Annotated in this window: 15 protein-coding genes; 9 read left to right on the forward strand and 6 right to left on the reverse strand. The window is 52.4% G+C overall.

Translation table 11 applies throughout. The features are described 5' to 3' along the window. Window positions 1-4 precede the first annotated feature (4 nt). From KF749_16505 to KF749_16525, 5 genes are all read left to right on the forward strand, one after another. A complete protein-coding gene (locus KF749_16505; GenBank protein ID MBX2992754.1) occupies window positions 5-1,033 on the forward strand; it encodes a heme A synthase in 1,029 nt (342 codons plus the stop codon). Beyond that, complete coding sequence (gene cyoE / locus KF749_16510; protein MBX2992755.1) at window positions 1,030-1,926, forward strand: heme o synthase; 897 nt, start codon at window positions 1,030-1,032, stop codon at window positions 1,924-1,926. Before KF749_16505 ends, cyoE begins: the two co-directional genes overlap by 4 nt. Next, window positions 1,923-2,354, forward strand: a complete 432-nt coding sequence (locus KF749_16515; protein ID MBX2992756.1) for a DUF420 domain-containing protein — start codon at window positions 1,923-1,925, stop codon at window positions 2,352-2,354. The genes cyoE and KF749_16515 overlap by 4 nt, the downstream gene beginning before the upstream one ends. 150 nt (window positions 2,355-2,504) lie before the next feature. Next, window positions 2,505-3,014 carry a hypothetical protein gene (locus tag KF749_16520; protein MBX2992757.1) on the forward strand — a complete coding sequence of 170 codons (510 nt, stop codon included), beginning with the start codon at window positions 2,505-2,507 and terminating at the stop codon, window positions 3,012-3,014. Then, on the forward strand, window positions 3,011-5,191 hold the full coding sequence (locus KF749_16525) for a TonB-dependent receptor (protein MBX2992758.1): 2,181 nt from the start codon (window positions 3,011-3,013) through the stop codon (window positions 5,189-5,191). Before KF749_16520 ends, KF749_16525 begins: the two co-directional genes overlap by 4 nt. A gap of 27 nt (window positions 5,192-5,218) precedes the next feature. On the opposite strand, the gene KF749_16530 is transcribed toward KF749_16525, so the two are convergent. From KF749_16530 to KF749_16555, 6 genes are all read right to left on the reverse strand, one after another. Then, window positions 5,219-6,022, reverse strand: a complete 804-nt coding sequence (locus tag KF749_16530) for a purine-nucleoside phosphorylase (GenBank protein ID MBX2992759.1) — start codon at window positions 6,020-6,022, stop codon at window positions 5,219-5,221. Then, complete coding sequence (locus tag KF749_16535; GenBank protein MBX2992760.1) at window positions 6,019-7,377, reverse strand: NupC/NupG family nucleoside CNT transporter; 1,359 nt, start codon at window positions 7,375-7,377, stop codon at window positions 6,019-6,021. The genes KF749_16530 and KF749_16535 overlap by 4 nt, the downstream gene beginning before the upstream one ends. A 28-nt stretch (window positions 7,378-7,405) precedes the next feature. Continuing rightward, window positions 7,406-7,978: a thymidine kinase gene (locus KF749_16540; protein ID MBX2992761.1), complete on the reverse strand. Its 573-nt coding sequence runs from the start codon at window positions 7,976-7,978 to the stop codon at window positions 7,406-7,408. Continuing rightward, window positions 7,975-8,388, reverse strand: coding sequence for a cytidine deaminase (gene cdd / locus KF749_16545; GenBank protein ID MBX2992762.1), 414 nt, complete (start codon window positions 8,386-8,388; stop codon window positions 7,975-7,977). The genes KF749_16540 and cdd overlap by 4 nt, the downstream gene beginning before the upstream one ends. A gap of 66 nt (window positions 8,389-8,454) precedes the next feature. Continuing rightward, window positions 8,455-9,699 carry a metallophosphoesterase gene (locus KF749_16550; GenBank protein ID MBX2992763.1) on the reverse strand — a complete coding sequence of 415 codons (1,245 nt, stop codon included), beginning with the start codon at window positions 9,697-9,699 and terminating at the stop codon, window positions 8,455-8,457. A 136-nt stretch (window positions 9,700-9,835) separates the two neighbouring features. Continuing rightward, the gene (locus KF749_16555) at window positions 9,836-10,645 is read right to left on the reverse strand and encodes a methyltransferase domain-containing protein (protein MBX2992764.1); all 810 of its coding nucleotides are present in this window, start codon (window positions 10,643-10,645) and stop codon (window positions 9,836-9,838) included. Window positions 10,646-10,908: 263 nt separating this feature from the next. Here KF749_16555 and KF749_16560 point away from each other — a divergent pair, with 263 nt between their 5' ends. The 4 genes from KF749_16560 to KF749_16575 form a co-directional block, all read left to right on the forward strand. Beyond that, the gene (locus KF749_16560) at window positions 10,909-11,757 is read left to right on the forward strand and encodes a PASTA domain-containing protein (GenBank protein MBX2992765.1); all 849 of its coding nucleotides are present in this window, start codon (window positions 10,909-10,911) and stop codon (window positions 11,755-11,757) included. Continuing rightward, window positions 11,758-12,411: a ribulose-phosphate 3-epimerase gene (locus KF749_16565; GenBank protein MBX2992766.1), complete on the forward strand. Its 654-nt coding sequence runs from the start codon at window positions 11,758-11,760 to the stop codon at window positions 12,409-12,411. 297 nt (window positions 12,412-12,708) lie between these two features. Next, window positions 12,709-13,008, forward strand: coding sequence for a hypothetical protein (locus KF749_16570; protein ID MBX2992767.1), 300 nt, complete (start codon window positions 12,709-12,711; stop codon window positions 13,006-13,008). A 676-nt stretch (window positions 13,009-13,684) separates the two neighbouring features. Further along, window positions 13,685-15,542 (forward strand): SBBP repeat-containing protein (locus KF749_16575; protein ID MBX2992768.1); only part of this gene is annotated, 1,858 nt, incomplete at its 3' end.

Consider the following 15,542-nt stretch of genomic DNA (forward strand, 5'->3'; position numbering starts at 1 on the left):
TTCTATGACATCACATATCGGGCTTCATAGATTTGCCCTTTTTACTTCTGTATCCACATTTCTGCTCATCATAGCAGGCGGATTGGTAACAAGTACCGATTCGGGCCTTGCGGTTCCCGATTGGCCGCTGTCCTACGGGCAACTCATGCCTCCGATGGTCGGAGGCATTTTCTATGAACACGGCCATCGCATGATAGCAACATTCGTTGGGCTTCTCACCACAGTTCTTGCCGTTTGGTTGGCTCGAAAGGAAGAGAGAAAATGGGTGGTGGTGCTCGGCTTTATCGCGCTGCTTGCCGTAATCGTGCAGGGAATTCTTGGCGGGATGACGGTTCTTTATCTTCTTCCGGTTTGGATTTCAACAACGCACGCAACTCTTGCACAATCTTTCTTCTGCCTCACAGTAATACTTGCCATTGTCACTTCCCCCTCATGGAAACAACAAGAACGCGTTGACCACGGGGATACAAGTCGGACACGCATGCTGACAGTCTTGGCAGCAGCTGCCATTCTTGTTCAACTTATCCTGGGTGGTATCATGCGCCATTCGGGGTCGGGCATGGCAATCCCGGATTTTCCGTTATCCTACACACATTGGCTTCCGCCGACAAACACGGATGATCTCGCCTCTGTAAACGAGTACAGACTCATCTATTACGATCTCCCCCCGATTGAATTGGGACAAATCTGGATTCACTTTGCCCACCGTGCATGGGCGCTTGTTGTTATGGTTGTTGTGATTGCAAATGTGGTTCACGTTTTGAGAAATTACAAGTTGCCGCTAATGAGGGAGCCTGCAATCATTCAGGGTCTGCTCGTTCTTGTTCAATTTCTCCTGGGTGCATTGACAGTCTGGACAGGAAAAGGCGTTCACATTTCGACTGCACATGTTGCCGTAGGAGCATTACTGTTGGGGACAAGTGTAGCTCTCGCATTCTATTCGTACGGGCTGTTGAGAGGTAAAGAGAAGGTCGTTCAGCCGGCGTATTCTCCCTCCGGGCTGCGCACAAGCAGGGAGGCGTCAATAGCATGAGATCGAATATCGAGAACAATGGAACAATCGCAATCGAGCGATCGAAGGTTGCCGATTACATCACACTGACGAAACCGGAATTGACATTCCTTTCAGTCGTGACAGCGTTGGGAGGCTTCTATCTCGGAGTTGCCGGTTCCCTTCCGATTGGAACACTGCTGCACACACTGTTCGGGACGTTACTTGTCGGTGGGGGAGCGGGCGCTCTGAATCAGTATATTGAGCGGGAGTATGACGCTATGATGCGGCGGACGGAGAATCGTCCACTCCCGTCCGGAAGGCTGAGCCCGACGGAAGTCGTCCTGTTCGGCAGCCTTCTTTCGATTGCAGGTGTCGTTGAGTTGACGGTTTTTGCAAACCCGCTAAGCGGATTTCTTGCAATTGTTACTCTTGTAACATATCTGTTTCTGTACACGCCCCTGAAACGGATTTCGTGGGTTTCGACAATCGTGGGAGGGATTCCGGGGGCGCTTCCTCCAATGATCGGCTGGGCTGCAGCACGCAATGAAATTACGATTGAAGCGTGGATTCTGTTCGGCATTCTGTTCTTCTGGCAGATGCCGCATTTTTTCTCGCTGGCTTGGATGTACCGCAAGGACTATGAGCGTGCCGGGTACCCGATGCTTACGGTACTGGATGCTGAAGGGAAGCAAACAAGCCGCCAGATTCTTCTGTTCTGTGTCGGCTTGATACCTGTGTCGCTGATGCTCACGCTCTATGGCGGGTTGGGTATCGTTTATTTTGCAGGAGCCTTGGTGACCGGCGGGGTATTTTTGTACTTCGGCATTGAGCTTCTGAAGACAAAATCGAACAAGGCGGCACGAAAGATGTTCTTCGCCTCTCTGGTTTACCTTCCGGTCCTTCTCGCGTTTATGGTGATTGATAGGATCTGATGGCGTTAACTGATCTTCCTCTTGTCAATGCGCTTTTGAACACGACCAGTACGGTGTTTCTCGTTCTCGGCTATTACTACATCCGGAGAAGGAAGAAAACGCTGCACAAAAGGGCAATGATTGCCGCGCTCACAACGTCGGGGTTGTTTCTGGCTTCATATCTCATCTACCACTATAATGTCGGTTCGGTCAGATTCACGGAGCAGGGGACTGTAAGAATGATTTATTTCGCCATCCTCATTTCCCATACTATTCTCGCAATGGTGGTTCCGCCGCTTGCGATTGTGACCTTGGTGAAAGCCCTGCGTGAACGATTCGACAAGCACAAACAAATCGCTCGCTGGACCCTTCCGATATGGTTGTATGTCTCAGCCACAGGTGTCGCCATTTATCTCATGCTCTACCAATTGTATCCCCCGACAGGGTGACGATCGTTCCCACCGTCATTCCGTGAATACCATCTTGTAATACCTTCCATCGTTGTTTATATTCGATGAGAATATCAAAGGGGGAATTCTTGCAGTACAAGGCGGGATTCCCCTTTTTTCTGATGCGGAACACGAACAAGAACTTCCAGTATGAGTCATCGGTTTCTGGTAATACTAGCTGTATTCTTAACCTTTCTTTCGAGTTGTGATACAGGCCTGACGCCTCTCAATGAGCCGTCCGGTTTTCGGGGAGTTGTCAGGTTCAAGAATTGGCCTTCTCCCGATAGTGTTCGCGAGTTGCGCATCGTCGCATTTGAATCTTACCCGACCGACAGTTCGGGCATCATACCGGCACTCCTGGCAGGAACCGCTGCCGTCTATCCTGAACTTGAACGGCGGCTCCCGACATTTGTTGACAGCATCGAATACGAGTTCACGACAAAGAACGGTCTCAATCTTCAGCTACGAAACTACGTGTACATTATCCTTGCTCAACAGTACGGCCCGAACGTGTTCACGGACTGGCGGCCCGCCGGTGTTTATGCGGTTCGCCCCGGCTCGTTCGAGCCCGCGCCGCTGAGGGTATTGCTCCACCGCATTGCCCCAAATATTGACATCGATGTCGACTTCAACAATCCTCCTCCGAGACCGTGGCGATGAGACTTCTTGTTCTGCTTCTCTTTCTCTCCACGGCATATGAATGTGTCGCCGCCAGCTCTCTTGCTGGTCGTGTGATGGTTGAGAAGAGTGATGAGCCGCTTGCGGGCGTAAACGTCAGGATGATGGGAACGAACAAGGGAACTGTTACTGATGCATACGGGGAATTTCGCATTGGTGACATTTCGCCCGGCACGTATACTGTTGGGTTCTCCATGATTGGCTTTCAGAGAGTTACCACGAAAGTCGATGTGGTTGAGGGGGAGGAGGCGTTCGTGCAGGTTCGCATGAAGGAAACCCCGGTCCAGGCCGGGCAGGTCGTAGTCACGGCAAGCAAGCGCGAACAATCCCTGCAGGATGTTCCGGTGAGTATCTCGGTTCTCGATGCAACACAGATCAGCTATCGAAACGCCGTTTCTCTTGATGAAGCCCTGAGATATGTCCCCGGCGTGAACATGACAGGCCCCCAGATCAACATCCGCGGCTCAAGCGGATACAGTCTTGGTGCCGGAAGTCGTGTCTTGATGTTGCTTGATGGAATTCCCTTTATCGCCGGCGACACGGGCGAGTTGATTTTTGAAGCGATTCCTGCCGGTCACGTTGACAGGATTGAGGTTGTCAAGGGGGCAAGCTCGGCGCTGTACGGTTCGAATGCGTTAGGCGGAGTTATCAACGTCATAACGAAGCCAATCACGTCAATTTCCGAGACATACATACGGATGTACGGTGGACTGTACAACAGGCCGACATTCGAGCAGTGGAAGTGGTCTGATACGAAGCGCTATCTTCACGGCCAATCCGCCGGAATGTCGCAACGCTTCGGGGATTTTGGAATGTCAGCCTTCGTCTCGCGTCAGCTTGATGACGGGTATCGGGAGAATGACTCCCGCCGCCGCTACAACGTGTTTCTGAAGGCCCGGCATGAACTCACCCCGTCGAGTTCCTTAACACTGAATGCCGGCTTCCTGCATCAATTCAGCGGCCAGTTCCTTTTTTGGCGCAGCCTTGACTCGGCGCTTATTCCACCACTCAGAAATCAAACAGACAATCTGAAATCAACCCGGTATTATGTAAGCGGTCTATTCAATACGATACTTTCCGACAATCTGCTCATCACAGCCAAGGCAATGTGGGCACACAACCTCTGGGGGTTTCAACAGATGGGAGATGCGGAGCGAACCGAATCGAAATCCGACGGTATGAGAGCCGAAATCTCCGCCCGGGTCACGCTTGGCGACCATCATACGGTGACAGCAGGAATTGACGGCAATCTCGACGTGATTGGCGGTGCGATGTTTGAAAGCAGAACAATCGGCGGACTTGCATTGTATGCCCAAGATGAGATAGCGATGTCCGAGATGGTAAGTCTGACCCTCGGGGCCCGGTTTGACTTGCAATCTGTTGGCCTCACCGAGCGGAGTCTGCAATTCAATCCGAAGTCTGCAATAGTGTATACTGTGGCGGAGGGAACCTCGCTACGAGCTTCATTCGGACGGGGATTCAGGGTTCCATCGGTGGCGGAAGCATTCATCGCAGCCGGAGGGGGCTTCGTGCGGGGAGTGCCGAACACAGACCTGAAACCGGAGAGAAGTACGTCATACGAAGTGGGGATTACGCATGAGTTGTTCGACCGTGGGTCAATTGATGTGGCAGCGTTCCGATCTGATTACGAGAACCTGATAGAGCCCGGACTAATCATCGCTGAACAAAACCTCAATGTTCAATGGCGGAATGTGACATCGGCGAGAGTACAGGGCGTTGAGACGGCCCTGAAGTTGGGATTCTTCGAGGATAACCTCATCTACTCGCTCGGATATACGTACGTCTATCCCGAGGACAGAACGAAGAAGGATGTTCTCAAGTACCGGCCAAGACATCTGTTGTATACAAACGCGATGATGCGTTTTGACTGGTTGACCCTCGGCGGCGATTTCCGCTTTGTCAGCCGGGCAGACCGGATTGACAATGAGCTTGTTGAAACGGGAATTGTTCCTGATGGCGATGAGCGGACTGATATCCTCGTAGCGGATTTCCGGCTCAGTGCCGATGTCTCTTTCGGCAACGCTCTCCTCATTGCCACCCTGAACGTGAAGAACGCCTTCCAGCGAAACTACGTTGAACTGATCGGGAATATGATGCCTCCGCGTACGTACCTTCTGTCGCTTGAGGCGAGATTCTGAGGGATAGCAAAGAGGGAGGGTACAGGGTCAGATACGATCGATAGTTGCTGCAACAAGCGTCGAGAACACCTTCTTCACACGATTCCCCACTTCCGTCACTTCGGCGTGCGAAAGTTTCGACGTGCCTATGCCCGTTGCAAGATTCGTGATGCACGAGATGCCGAGAACCTCCATCCCCATCGAAGAAGCCAAGGAAGCTTCAAACACCGTTGACATCCCCACAGCGTCGGCGCCGATTCGGGAAAGCATCTCGACTTCGGCGGCCGTTTCATACGTTGGTCCTTTCAGACCGGCGTACACTCCTTTCCGGACAGAAATTCCGTTTGCAGATGCCGCCTCTTCCGCCTTGCGAATGAGATTCGAGGAATAGACAGAGCCGCCCACGCCTTTGTACGAAGCAGAATGCGGCGGGCTCCATGGCTTTAATGTCAGATTGATCTGATCGGTCAGAATCATCAAATCGCCTGCATTGTACGTCCTGTTGATTCCGCCGGCGGCGTTAGTGACAATCAATGTTCTGATCCCCAAGGCATGTGCTACTCGGATAGGGTAGAGGACGGTTTCGAGGCTTCGCGATTCGTAGAAATGGGTTCTTCCCTGAAATGCGAGAATCGGCTTCTTGTTCAGGGCGGCAAAAACGAGTCTCCCCTTGTGTCCTTCAATTGTTGAGATCGGATAATGGGGAATTGCAGATGTGGAAATCACCGTGCGTTCAGGGAGTGCGTCGGCAAAATCGCCCAAGCCGGAACCAAGAATTATCCCGATTACGGGAGCAAGAGCGATGTGCTCCCGGATGTAGGCAACCGACTGTTCAACCGGAGCTTTCGTCATGACGCAAAGAACATTCCTGCAATCGTGGCAGTCATGAGGTTTGCCAGCGTTCCGCCCAATACGGCTCGGAATCCGAGTGACGCGAGGTCTTTGCGGCGTTCAGGCGCTAACGGACTGATACCGCCGATCTGTATTGCAATGGAAGAGAAGTTTGCAAAGCCGCAAAGGGCGAAAGTTGCCATCATAATGGCTTTATCCGAATAGATCTTACCTGCTGCTATCATTGAAGATAGGTCGAGATAACCAACAAATTCATTCAGTACCACCTTCGTGCCGATAAGTGAGCCAACCTGCAGGGCATCCTGCCAGGGAACACCGATGGCAACGGCAAGGAATCGAAGGATCAAGCCGAAGAGCAGTTGGAGAGAAAGCGGCTGCCCGTAATGTTCCTGAAGTGTTTGGTTGAGACCGGTCATATCGCCAATTCCCATCAGGAGATAGTTAATGAGGGCAATGAGCGCTATGAAGGCGAGGAGCATAGCCCCGACATTCAGAGCGAGTTTCAGCCCGTCCGATGCTCCGGCAGCGGCAGCCTCAACCATGTTTGAGGCATTCTTCTCGATCTTGACTCTAACAGTACCCTTTGTTTCCGGATCACTGGTTTCAGGAAACAGGATCTTGGAAATTGCAAGTCCTGCCGGGGCGGCCATGATGCTGGCAGCAAGCAATTGTGCTGCAAATTTTGCCTGTCCCTCGGCAACTTCAAGGCCATGAGCTTGGGCGTAGGAATACCCGAGCATTTGAACGTATGCGGCTAAAACGCCTCCGGCTATGGTGCACATTCCTCCCACCATAATCGTGAGAAGTTCGGATTTCGTCATTCCTTTGAGGAACGGGCGAATCATCAGCGGGGCCTCGGTTTGACCAACGAAGATGTTGGCGGTGCCCGACAGTGACTCCGCTCCGCTCGTTCCCATAACTCGAGCCATTACCCAAGCCATCGCTTGAACGATACGCTGCATAATCCCTAAATAATAAAGGAGTGACATCAATGAGGCAAAGAAGATTATTGTCGGGAGAACTTGGAATGCGAAGAAGAAGCCGAGGGAGTCCTGGGCACCCGGACTGCTGGCAAGGTTGCCGAAAACGAACTTAGCCCCGTCCGTTGTGAAGCCCAAGATCGTCACGAAACCGACGCTGAGCCACTCAAAGAAGAGTCTTGGCCAGCCGAGGGGAGAGAAATAGACGGAAAGCTCCGTGCCCTTCAGCATCAGCACAGCAAAGAGTATCTGGAGCACGAACCCCGAAAGAACCAGCCGCCAATTGATCCGGCGTTTGTTATTTGAAACGAGAAAGGCAATGCCAACCAGAACAAGAAGGCCAAATACCCCGTTAAGGAATGACATGATAGTCATAAGAGCTCCAGAGTAGTGTAGATGAAGGTCAGGTGCCCGGTACGAAGCACTTGCGGCACCGTGCCTCATAGGAATCGGTAGCGCCGACCAGAACGCGCTCGCTTGAAGCAGTTGTTCGCTGCGTCCTGTCTGCGGGATTCCCGCAAACGACACAGATGGCAAGCGTTTTCGTAATATACTCGGCAACAGAAAGCAACTGAGGCATCGGCTCGAAGGGCTTCCCGCGATAATCCTGATCGAGGCCGGCAATGACAACGCGTTTGCCCCTATTCGCCAAGCGCTCGGCTACATCCACCAATCCAACATCAAAGAACTGGCCTTCGTCAATTCCGATAACTTGTGCTTCTGCTGCAAGTTGCTCAACATCAGCTGAACCATCCACCACCATTGATTTGAGTTTGGCCTCGCTATGAGAAACAATGTGGTCTGAACTGTACCTGTTGTCGATTTTCGGTTTGAAGACGAGGACGTTCTGTTTTGCGATCTGCGCTCGACGCAGCCTGCGAATCAACTCTTCGGTTTTGCCGCTGAACATACAGCCGACTATCACCTCAATCCAGCCGATGCCCTTCGGTGAGTCGTGAATTGTTGGAATGCTCATGAAGTCTTCTTTTTCGCTTTTGTGAAGCTCCGTGCTCCGAACGGGTAGGGGAACAGCTGGCTCATCTTGAGGACCTTGATATCGCCGTTCTTTCTGCTCATGACGAAGTCAATATCGCCGGCAAGATCCACGATAACTTGCCGGCATGCGCCACACGGCGGCGTGAAATCGGGTTCGTCGGTTGCTACGGCGATAGCCGTGAATTTGCGTTCCCCTTCCGAGAACGCTTTGAAAAGGGCGGTACGCTCACCGCAAAGAGTAAGCGCAAATGTACTGATTTCGATATTGCAACCCGTGTACACTTTGCCATTTGCCGCGAGGAGTGCTGCCCCTACTTTGAATCGGGAATACGGTGAGTGGGAGTGTTTGCGTGCGCGTGCAGCCCGTTTGGCGAGCGCTTTGTAGTTCATGGTTGCCTTTGTGATTGGCAAAAATATATTCAATGCGAGCTATAGATGCAACAAACCAACGATGCCCTACAGCTGCGGAGGATAGGGAACAAGCGTGATCTTCGTAATCTCAGGAGGGCAATTGAGTCGGATAGGAAGGCCCACGGTGCCGATGCCCCGGTTGACGTACATGTGCGTGTTGCCGATCTTGTACTTTCCGGCCACGTATTGTGATGCAAGAGAGGCGGGAGCAATGACCATCCTTCCAAAACTCGCCAGAACAACCTGCCCGCCATGCGTATGCCCGCTGAGCACGAGATCGATATTGCGATCGGCCGCCTGTTGCAGATAGTACGGCCTGTGAATCATCAACACTTTCGGAATGTCGAGGGAAGCATTCTTGAGTGCAATACCGATTCTCTCATCCGAGCGGAATGCCGAGCCGATGTCATCGATGCCGAGCAAGTACAGCTGTCCGCCATTCTTGTTGACGAGAACCCTGTCGTTGCGCAGCAGCTTGACGCCGCAATCATCAATGATCTTTGCTACGGTGTCGGGTTGGCGGGTGAAGAAGTCGTGATTTCCCAGGACACCGAATACTCCGTGCGGGGCCCGCAACTCGCTGAACGCTTCGGCGAACGGATACGCTTCTTCAACCAGGCTGTTGACGAGATCTCCTGTCACAACTATCATGTCGCTGTGCAGAGCGTTCGCTGCCGCGACGTACTCATCCATCTCCGGTTTGCGCATGTTAACACTGGAATGAATATCGCTCAGCATCGTGATCGTGAAGCCGTGAAGCTGGGGAGGCAGATTGCGAATCGGGAACATGGTTTTGACGATCTCGTGCCTGTGCTTCCCGATGAACATCCCGTATGCGCTGGCGCCGAACGATGCGGCAGTCAGCGTGTACATACCCCGACGGATAAAGGTACGTCGGGAGGCGTCAAACGTTTGAAATGCCGGGCGCGCCTGCAGCGCATCAACAGTCTCCTTCACAGGCTTGATGAACTGTAACCCCCTGCCCGCAAGCTTGAAAGGCAACTTCACAATCAAGGAGATAAGAAGAATGAGGCCGATGAACAGCGTTGATCCATGCCAAATGAAGAAGGGATACGCAGCAAAATAACGGAACCACGTTGAGTACTCACTCGGGCGCGGGCGAACAACAAGAACGTAGATCAGGGCAATGTTGAAGGCAATAAACAAGCCGGCTGCAACCCAATGTTGCCATTTGGCGTCGGGGAATTTCTGCTTGATCCAGTTCCTCGTGCGAATGTACAATAACAACTGAATTGACAGCAGAAGAGTCGGTATTACATATCTGAACACGGCTATTCCTTCTCGAACTTGCGAAATATCAACATGGCTCAATATACGTATTTCTGTAAACGCCGAAAAGGTGAATTCAGTTCACACCGGGGAGGGTATTTTGGGGAGGAGGGGAGAAATATGCAGTGGAGTGAGGCTACTGCCCTCTTCGTTGGAAGACAATAACATAGAAGTCGCCCAATCCGTGCAGGCTGGAATTGGAGGGCAGTGAGTCATCCAGACTTTCGAGGATGCGGATGCCTCGTCCGAGCATCTTTCTTGCCGGCAACGCGGAAGGAGGAGGCGTGAGAATGTTCAATCCCTTCACAGAAACAACATTGAACTGCCGTTGAAATGCCCGCTCGATCTCATCCGGCGAGTAGTACCGCATCCAGACACGTTCACCGTTCAGGTTCGCCAGCACACCATCCGGCGACCGGCGTTGAAATGCTTTTTTCCACTTGCCGCGGAGGAGGTATGACGCGGTTTCCCAGAGGCAGGTCTTCGACATCACATTCAACACAACATATCCGCCCGGACGCACAAGACGGGCGAGGTCACCTGCAATCTGATCCAGCCTATTCGTCATGTTGAGTCCGCCGAGATTGGAATACGCCCCGTCGAACTGTCTTCCATTCAGCGCATACAAGCGCTGGAATGAAAGCTGCATTGGTGTAACAAGCGTGCGAATCGCGGTCCCGTACAGCTTTCGCTGCACTTCTTCTATCATCTCGGCAGAACCGTCGGTGGCAAGAACCCGAATTCCGGCAGAGGCCAGCTCCATTGCGTCGTCGCCTGTTCCGCAATTCAGATCAAGCAATGTGTCGCCCGGACGGAAATGCCGGTAGTAGATGTTCCAGACAATGCGACGTATACGACGCGTGGCCGGATATGATTCCGCATTCCGGTTTGCGGGGTCAACTTGTGCGCTGTAGGTGAACCCCCGCTGAACGATTGTGTGCGACATCAGGTTCGAGGAAGATTGTGAGAATCCCGTGGACAGAAATGGTACACCACTGCTATTCCGGTTACCGGTCGAACTCTTGTACGTATGATGTTGTGTTCAGGTGCCGTCGGATGAAACGCAGGTACTTCTGTGATGCTACATCTACCGATTACTTGTCGTCATAGGTTGCGATGGGGGAACTGCGAGTCCAATATCGCAAGTTTGATCACGGAAAGCAAGTGTATTTCTTGAAGATGGGCGGGCATTTCAGTATATTTTGGCAGATGAACGCAAGGATTAAAGAATTTCTAGACACCGCCGTCAGGCCATTTCTCACACGTGCCTGGCAGAGACTCAAGCCCTACGCCTCACGCTTCGGGCGTTTGCTGCGGGCGTTTTTCCTCAGCAAAAGGTTCCTGGTAGCCATGATGAGCCTTATTGCCGCATTTCTTCTTCTCAACTATGTCGTGATGCCCTGGTATGTATATCACGGCGGAACGTTGTCTGTGCCGGATGTAACGATGATGCAATACGAGGAAGCGCTGAAGGTTCTGGATGATGCGGGCCTGGTCGGGATTGAGGGAGATAGGGTACTCGACAACGCGCATCCAATCGGGGGTGTGATTACGCAAAACCCTGCTCCCGGCTCGATTGTGAAGTATGGCAGACATGTGTACCTGACAGTGTGCGGTGGTGAAGTACAGGTACTTGTACCGCAGTTACGGGGAAGATCGTTGCGGGATGCGCGCTTTGCGTTGGAACGGGACGGCCTTGTGTTGGGTGACATCGAGTATGCCGCCTCGAATCAGAGCCCCGAAAACACGATCATATCACAATCAATCACGCATGCTGCAAGAGTGAAGAGGGGAACGATTGTCGGCGTAGTTGTCAGTGCAGGGAAGCCCGATCGTTCAGTTGAAATCCCCAATCTCTTCGGAAAGTCAATATCTGAAGCGATAAAACTCCTTGCGAGATATGGACTTAAAGTCGGGAATATTACGTACCAGGTGAATATTGAACTTCTTCCCAACACAATTGTTGATCAGTACCCGCAAGCGGGCGCAGCCGCTGATAGCGGAAAGACAGTCGACCTGTTTGTCGTCAAGGCGGGAATTTTACAGGACGAACACTGAATGGTAAAAATAGCCCCCTCATTGCTTTCGGCGGATTTCGCCGACCTGCAGAACCAGATTGCCGCCGCGGAGCAGGCCGGAGCAGATTGGCTTCATCTCGATATTATGGATGGCCACTTCGTTCCGAACATCTCGTTCGGGCCGCCTGTCATTAAGGCGCTCCGCAAGCACACAAAGCTGCCGTTCGACACTCACCTGATGATCGAAAATCCCGACCGCTATCTTGAGGCGTTCCACGCCGCCGGTGCGAATATCCTGACTGTGCATTACGAAGCATGCACACATCTGCACAGAACAATCAGCCGCATACAGGAACTCGGCATGAAGGCCGGAGTCTCCATCAATCCAGGCACGCCTGTGAACGCTCTGAGCGAGATTCTGCCGTATGTTGACCTCGTTCTCATTATGTCCGTAAATCCCGGTTTCGGCGGTCAGAAGTTCATTTCCACGTCAACTGAAAAATTGCGCCAATCTGCCGATATTATCAAGCAGAGGAAGCCGGAAATTCACCTTGAGGTGGACGGAGGGATCGATGATACGACTGCCGCGGCAGTTGTGAAAGCGGGGGCGAATGTTCTCGTTGCCGGAAACTACATTTTCGGGCAGGGGAATATCGCAGGGTCGATTGCCACACTGAGGAGAATTTCAGGTTGATTGTTGTTGATTGATGGTTGATTGGCTATAGCTTTCCGGTTTTCATTTCTTATTCTGCATTTCAAAGAGACCCGCCTTTCTGTGCACTGCGTCATACTCACGGGCACGTTCCGGTAGTATCCTTACCTGAGGATGAGGGAAGTACGGAGGTTCCTCGAAGGATCGTCGAAGGATGCCCGAAGGATGGATGCGCCGGCTGTATCTCTGCAGTCAAGCGGCACTGGTTGAACGATGGCGGCATTTGAATCTTATCAAAAGCGAGACTGGGGTCTCGCTCTACACATAACGGAGGGGGTTATGGCACGTATTGAACTGAATCCGGCTTTTGAGGCCATCCGCGGTAGCATCGGCGGGTTGGTGATAAAACGGTACGGCAACAAGCTTGTGCTTTCGCAGAAGCCTGTTTTCCGGAACAGGAAGTTCAGCAAGGCGCAGAAGAAGAACCAGGAGGCATTCGGGGAGGCGACGAGGTACGCCAACAACCTGCTCCGCGATCCCGAGCAGCGAAAGCCGTTTGAGAAACTTGCTGCGCAGTCCGGAAGGACTGTACGGGGGCTGATGATTGCGGAGTACATGCGGGCAAACCCGGCGAAATAGTAAACGGCAAATTCCAAATCCCAGGCGTGCCACCCCTCTGCCCAACGCTGCAAGCCTGCGCGCTACATTGGTTGAGCAGGGGTAGACAAAATCCGAGGTTCACGCATTCCCCTCTGTGTAGTGGCACGAGCGAGAACGAGAGGGGAAACGAAGGGGTGTGTTTCATTCGCGCTTTGAACACACCCCGTCCCGACTGCCGCCAAACAGATGGCGGACAGGTCGTCGGGACACCCCGACTACGCCAAGAAGCGCTCCGTCGGGGCAAGCCCTCTCCCCGGCACACATGCCTGCACACAGAGGGAGTAGATAATGTTGCAAGTGATGTTTGAAATAGCTAAGATGTAAACAGTTGACCTCCCCGGTCAACCGGATCCCTTGCGGACTCACATGTTCAGGGCATGTGAAATGGGAAAAGAACCAGGGTTTACCTCACACTGGTTTAGTGTGGACTGTTCTTCATTGTGAATCCCGTGCATTGTGCATCCAACTTGAATGGTTCCTTCGGACCACTGAGGGAGATGACTGTCTTCGAACTGATTCTGAAGGCTGAGAGCTGAAATCCCGCCGCGGTAGTGATAGCTTAGGGTTCTGTACGGGTTCCACGAAGGTAACGGCATACGGAGGTTTGCATACTTCCCGAGTAACTTGTACATGCAAATTAGAGGAGATACGTCACATGAAACACGCCCAATCTACCCGCAATTCCTTTACGTTGAGATTCACACTCCGCATTCTCGTGGTGATGACGGGGTTACTCATTCCTGTTGTAGTTGCAGCACAGATTACCAATCCCCGATTCGACAGTCATTTCTCAGTGGAGTCAGTGTCGGGCCATGAACGAGCCGATGGAAGGTGGTTGCCGCCGCGTCTGCGCGATGCAGTGCATGGAACGGACAGACAACAGACAACGTTCGAGAATTTCCATCGTACCGACTCAGTCGTTGCGACGTGGATAAGGCAGTATTCATCCCGCCTTGTCCCGGGTGACGACGTCGCCTACAACATCGCTACTGACAAGGACGGCAACATTTACGTGAACGGCTATTGTCAGAATGCAGAGCGCGGAAGGGACTACATCACCCTAAAATACGATTCATCAGGAACGGAGCTTTGGCGCGCATTGTATAACGGCACGGGTAATTCAGAGGACCGTGCGTATGCGCTTGCGGTTGATACGCTCGGCAATGTTTATGTGACCGGAGCAAGCTATGGTTCAAGTTCCCTGTATGACTTTGCTACAGTCAAGTACAACCGCTTTGGTGTACAGCAATGGGAGGCACGATACAACGGACCCGGCAATAGCGATGACAGGGCGAATGCGATTGCTGTCGACACCGAAGGAGGTGTTTACGTTCTTGGTGAAAGCCGTGGTTCGGGAACAGGTTTGGATATTACCGTGGTGAAATACAACAGCGCAGGCACTGAAGAATGGGTTACCCGGTACAATGGACCGGGAAACATGAACGATTACGGCAGCGCGATCGCCGTTGATGTTGACAGGAATGTGTACGTAACGGGCACAAGCACAGGCGACGGGACACAGTTCGACTATGCAACAATCAAATATAACAGCACGGGAGTAGAGCAGTGGCTCTCCGTATACAATGGCCCCGGAAATGCAATTGACGATGCCCTTGCGCTTTACATTGCTAACGGCGACGTGTATGTAACAGGTATGAGTGTTGGTGCGGGAACGTATAACGATATCGCTACCATCAAGTACAATGGCGCCGGAGTGCAGCAGTGGGTTGCACGGTATAACAGGGAAGGATACTCAGACGACAAAGCAAATGCCATTGCAGTTGATTCCAACCGTAATGTGTACGTGACGGGTTCAAGCCGCGTGTCGGGCTCATTCAATGACTACACAACCATCAAGTACGATAGTTTGGGTATCCAACAATGGGTTGCCCTTTATGACGGCCCGCGAGGTTATTATGATGAAGCGTATGCCATTGCAGTCGACACGGGAGGCAATGTGTATGTGACGGGATATTGTGATGGACCTGACACTTCATGGGATTACGCGACAATCAAATATAACACTGCCGGAAACCAGCAATGGGTTGTCCGTTACAGTGATGTCTCTCGCTCGGATGAAGTTGCCAATGCGCTTACAGTTCGCGGGAACGGAAGCGTGTATGTTACCGGATGGAGCGGGGATGATATTGTCACTGTGGTGTACGATCACACTTCGGGCGCCGAGAAGATGGTCATCCGAAGTGACGGTCCCGGAAACTCCGTTGATCGTGCACTGGCTATGGCCATTGATTCCAGCGGCAATGCGTACGTGGCTGGTTCAAGTGCCGGGCCCAACGGGTTTTCTGATTATGTGACAATCAAATACCGCAGTGACGGGACTGAAGACTGGGTTGCCCGCTACAATGGACCGAGTGATTCCATTGATATTGCAAATGCTATCGGTGTGGATCGGCAAGGAAATGTATATGTCACCGGAACAAGCGGGGGTGTCGGTACCTCGACGGATATCGCAACCGTGAAGTACAACAGCGCAGGAGTGCAACAATGGGTTG

It is taken from the genome of Bacteroidota bacterium, from assembly GCA_019637975.1.
Taxonomy (GTDB): Bacteria; Bacteroidota; Ignavibacteria; order UBA10030; family UBA6906; genus CAADGV01.

What these genes read in the sequence shown, in the direction of transcription:
- KF749_16505 (MBX2992754.1), top strand. Translation starts at nt 5, where the DNA reads ATGACATCACATATCGGGCTTCATAGATTTGCCCTTTTTACTTCTGTA.
- cdd (MBX2992762.1), bottom strand. Translation starts at nt 8,388, where the DNA reads ATGAACTACAAAGCGCTCGCCAAACGGGCTGCACGCGCACGCAAACAC.
- KF749_16555 (MBX2992764.1), bottom strand. Translation starts at nt 10,645, where the DNA reads ATGTCGCACACAATCGTTCAGCGGGGGTTCACCTACAGCGCACAAGTT.
- KF749_16570 (MBX2992767.1), top strand. Translation starts at nt 12,709, where the DNA reads ATGGCACGTATTGAACTGAATCCGGCTTTTGAGGCCATCCGCGGTAGC.
- KF749_16565 (MBX2992766.1), top strand. Translation starts at nt 11,758, where the DNA reads ATGGTAAAAATAGCCCCCTCATTGCTTTCGGCGGATTTCGCCGACCTG.
- KF749_16540 (MBX2992761.1), bottom strand. Translation starts at nt 7,978, where the DNA reads ATGAGCATTCCAACAATTCACGACTCACCGAAGGGCATCGGCTGGATT.
- KF749_16520 (MBX2992757.1), top strand. Translation starts at nt 2,505, where the DNA reads ATGAGTCATCGGTTTCTGGTAATACTAGCTGTATTCTTAACCTTTCTT.
- KF749_16530 (MBX2992759.1), bottom strand. Translation starts at nt 6,022, where the DNA reads ATGACGAAAGCTCCGGTTGAACAGTCGGTTGCCTACATCCGGGAGCAC.
- KF749_16525 (MBX2992758.1), top strand. Translation starts at nt 3,011, where the DNA reads ATGAGACTTCTTGTTCTGCTTCTCTTTCTCTCCACGGCATATGAATGT.
- cyoE (MBX2992755.1), top strand. Translation starts at nt 1,030, where the DNA reads ATGAGATCGAATATCGAGAACAATGGAACAATCGCAATCGAGCGATCG.
- KF749_16535 (MBX2992760.1), bottom strand. Translation starts at nt 7,377, where the DNA reads ATGACTATCATGTCATTCCTTAACGGGGTATTTGGCCTTCTTGTTCTG.
- KF749_16560 (MBX2992765.1), top strand. Translation starts at nt 10,909, where the DNA reads ATGAACGCAAGGATTAAAGAATTTCTAGACACCGCCGTCAGGCCATTT.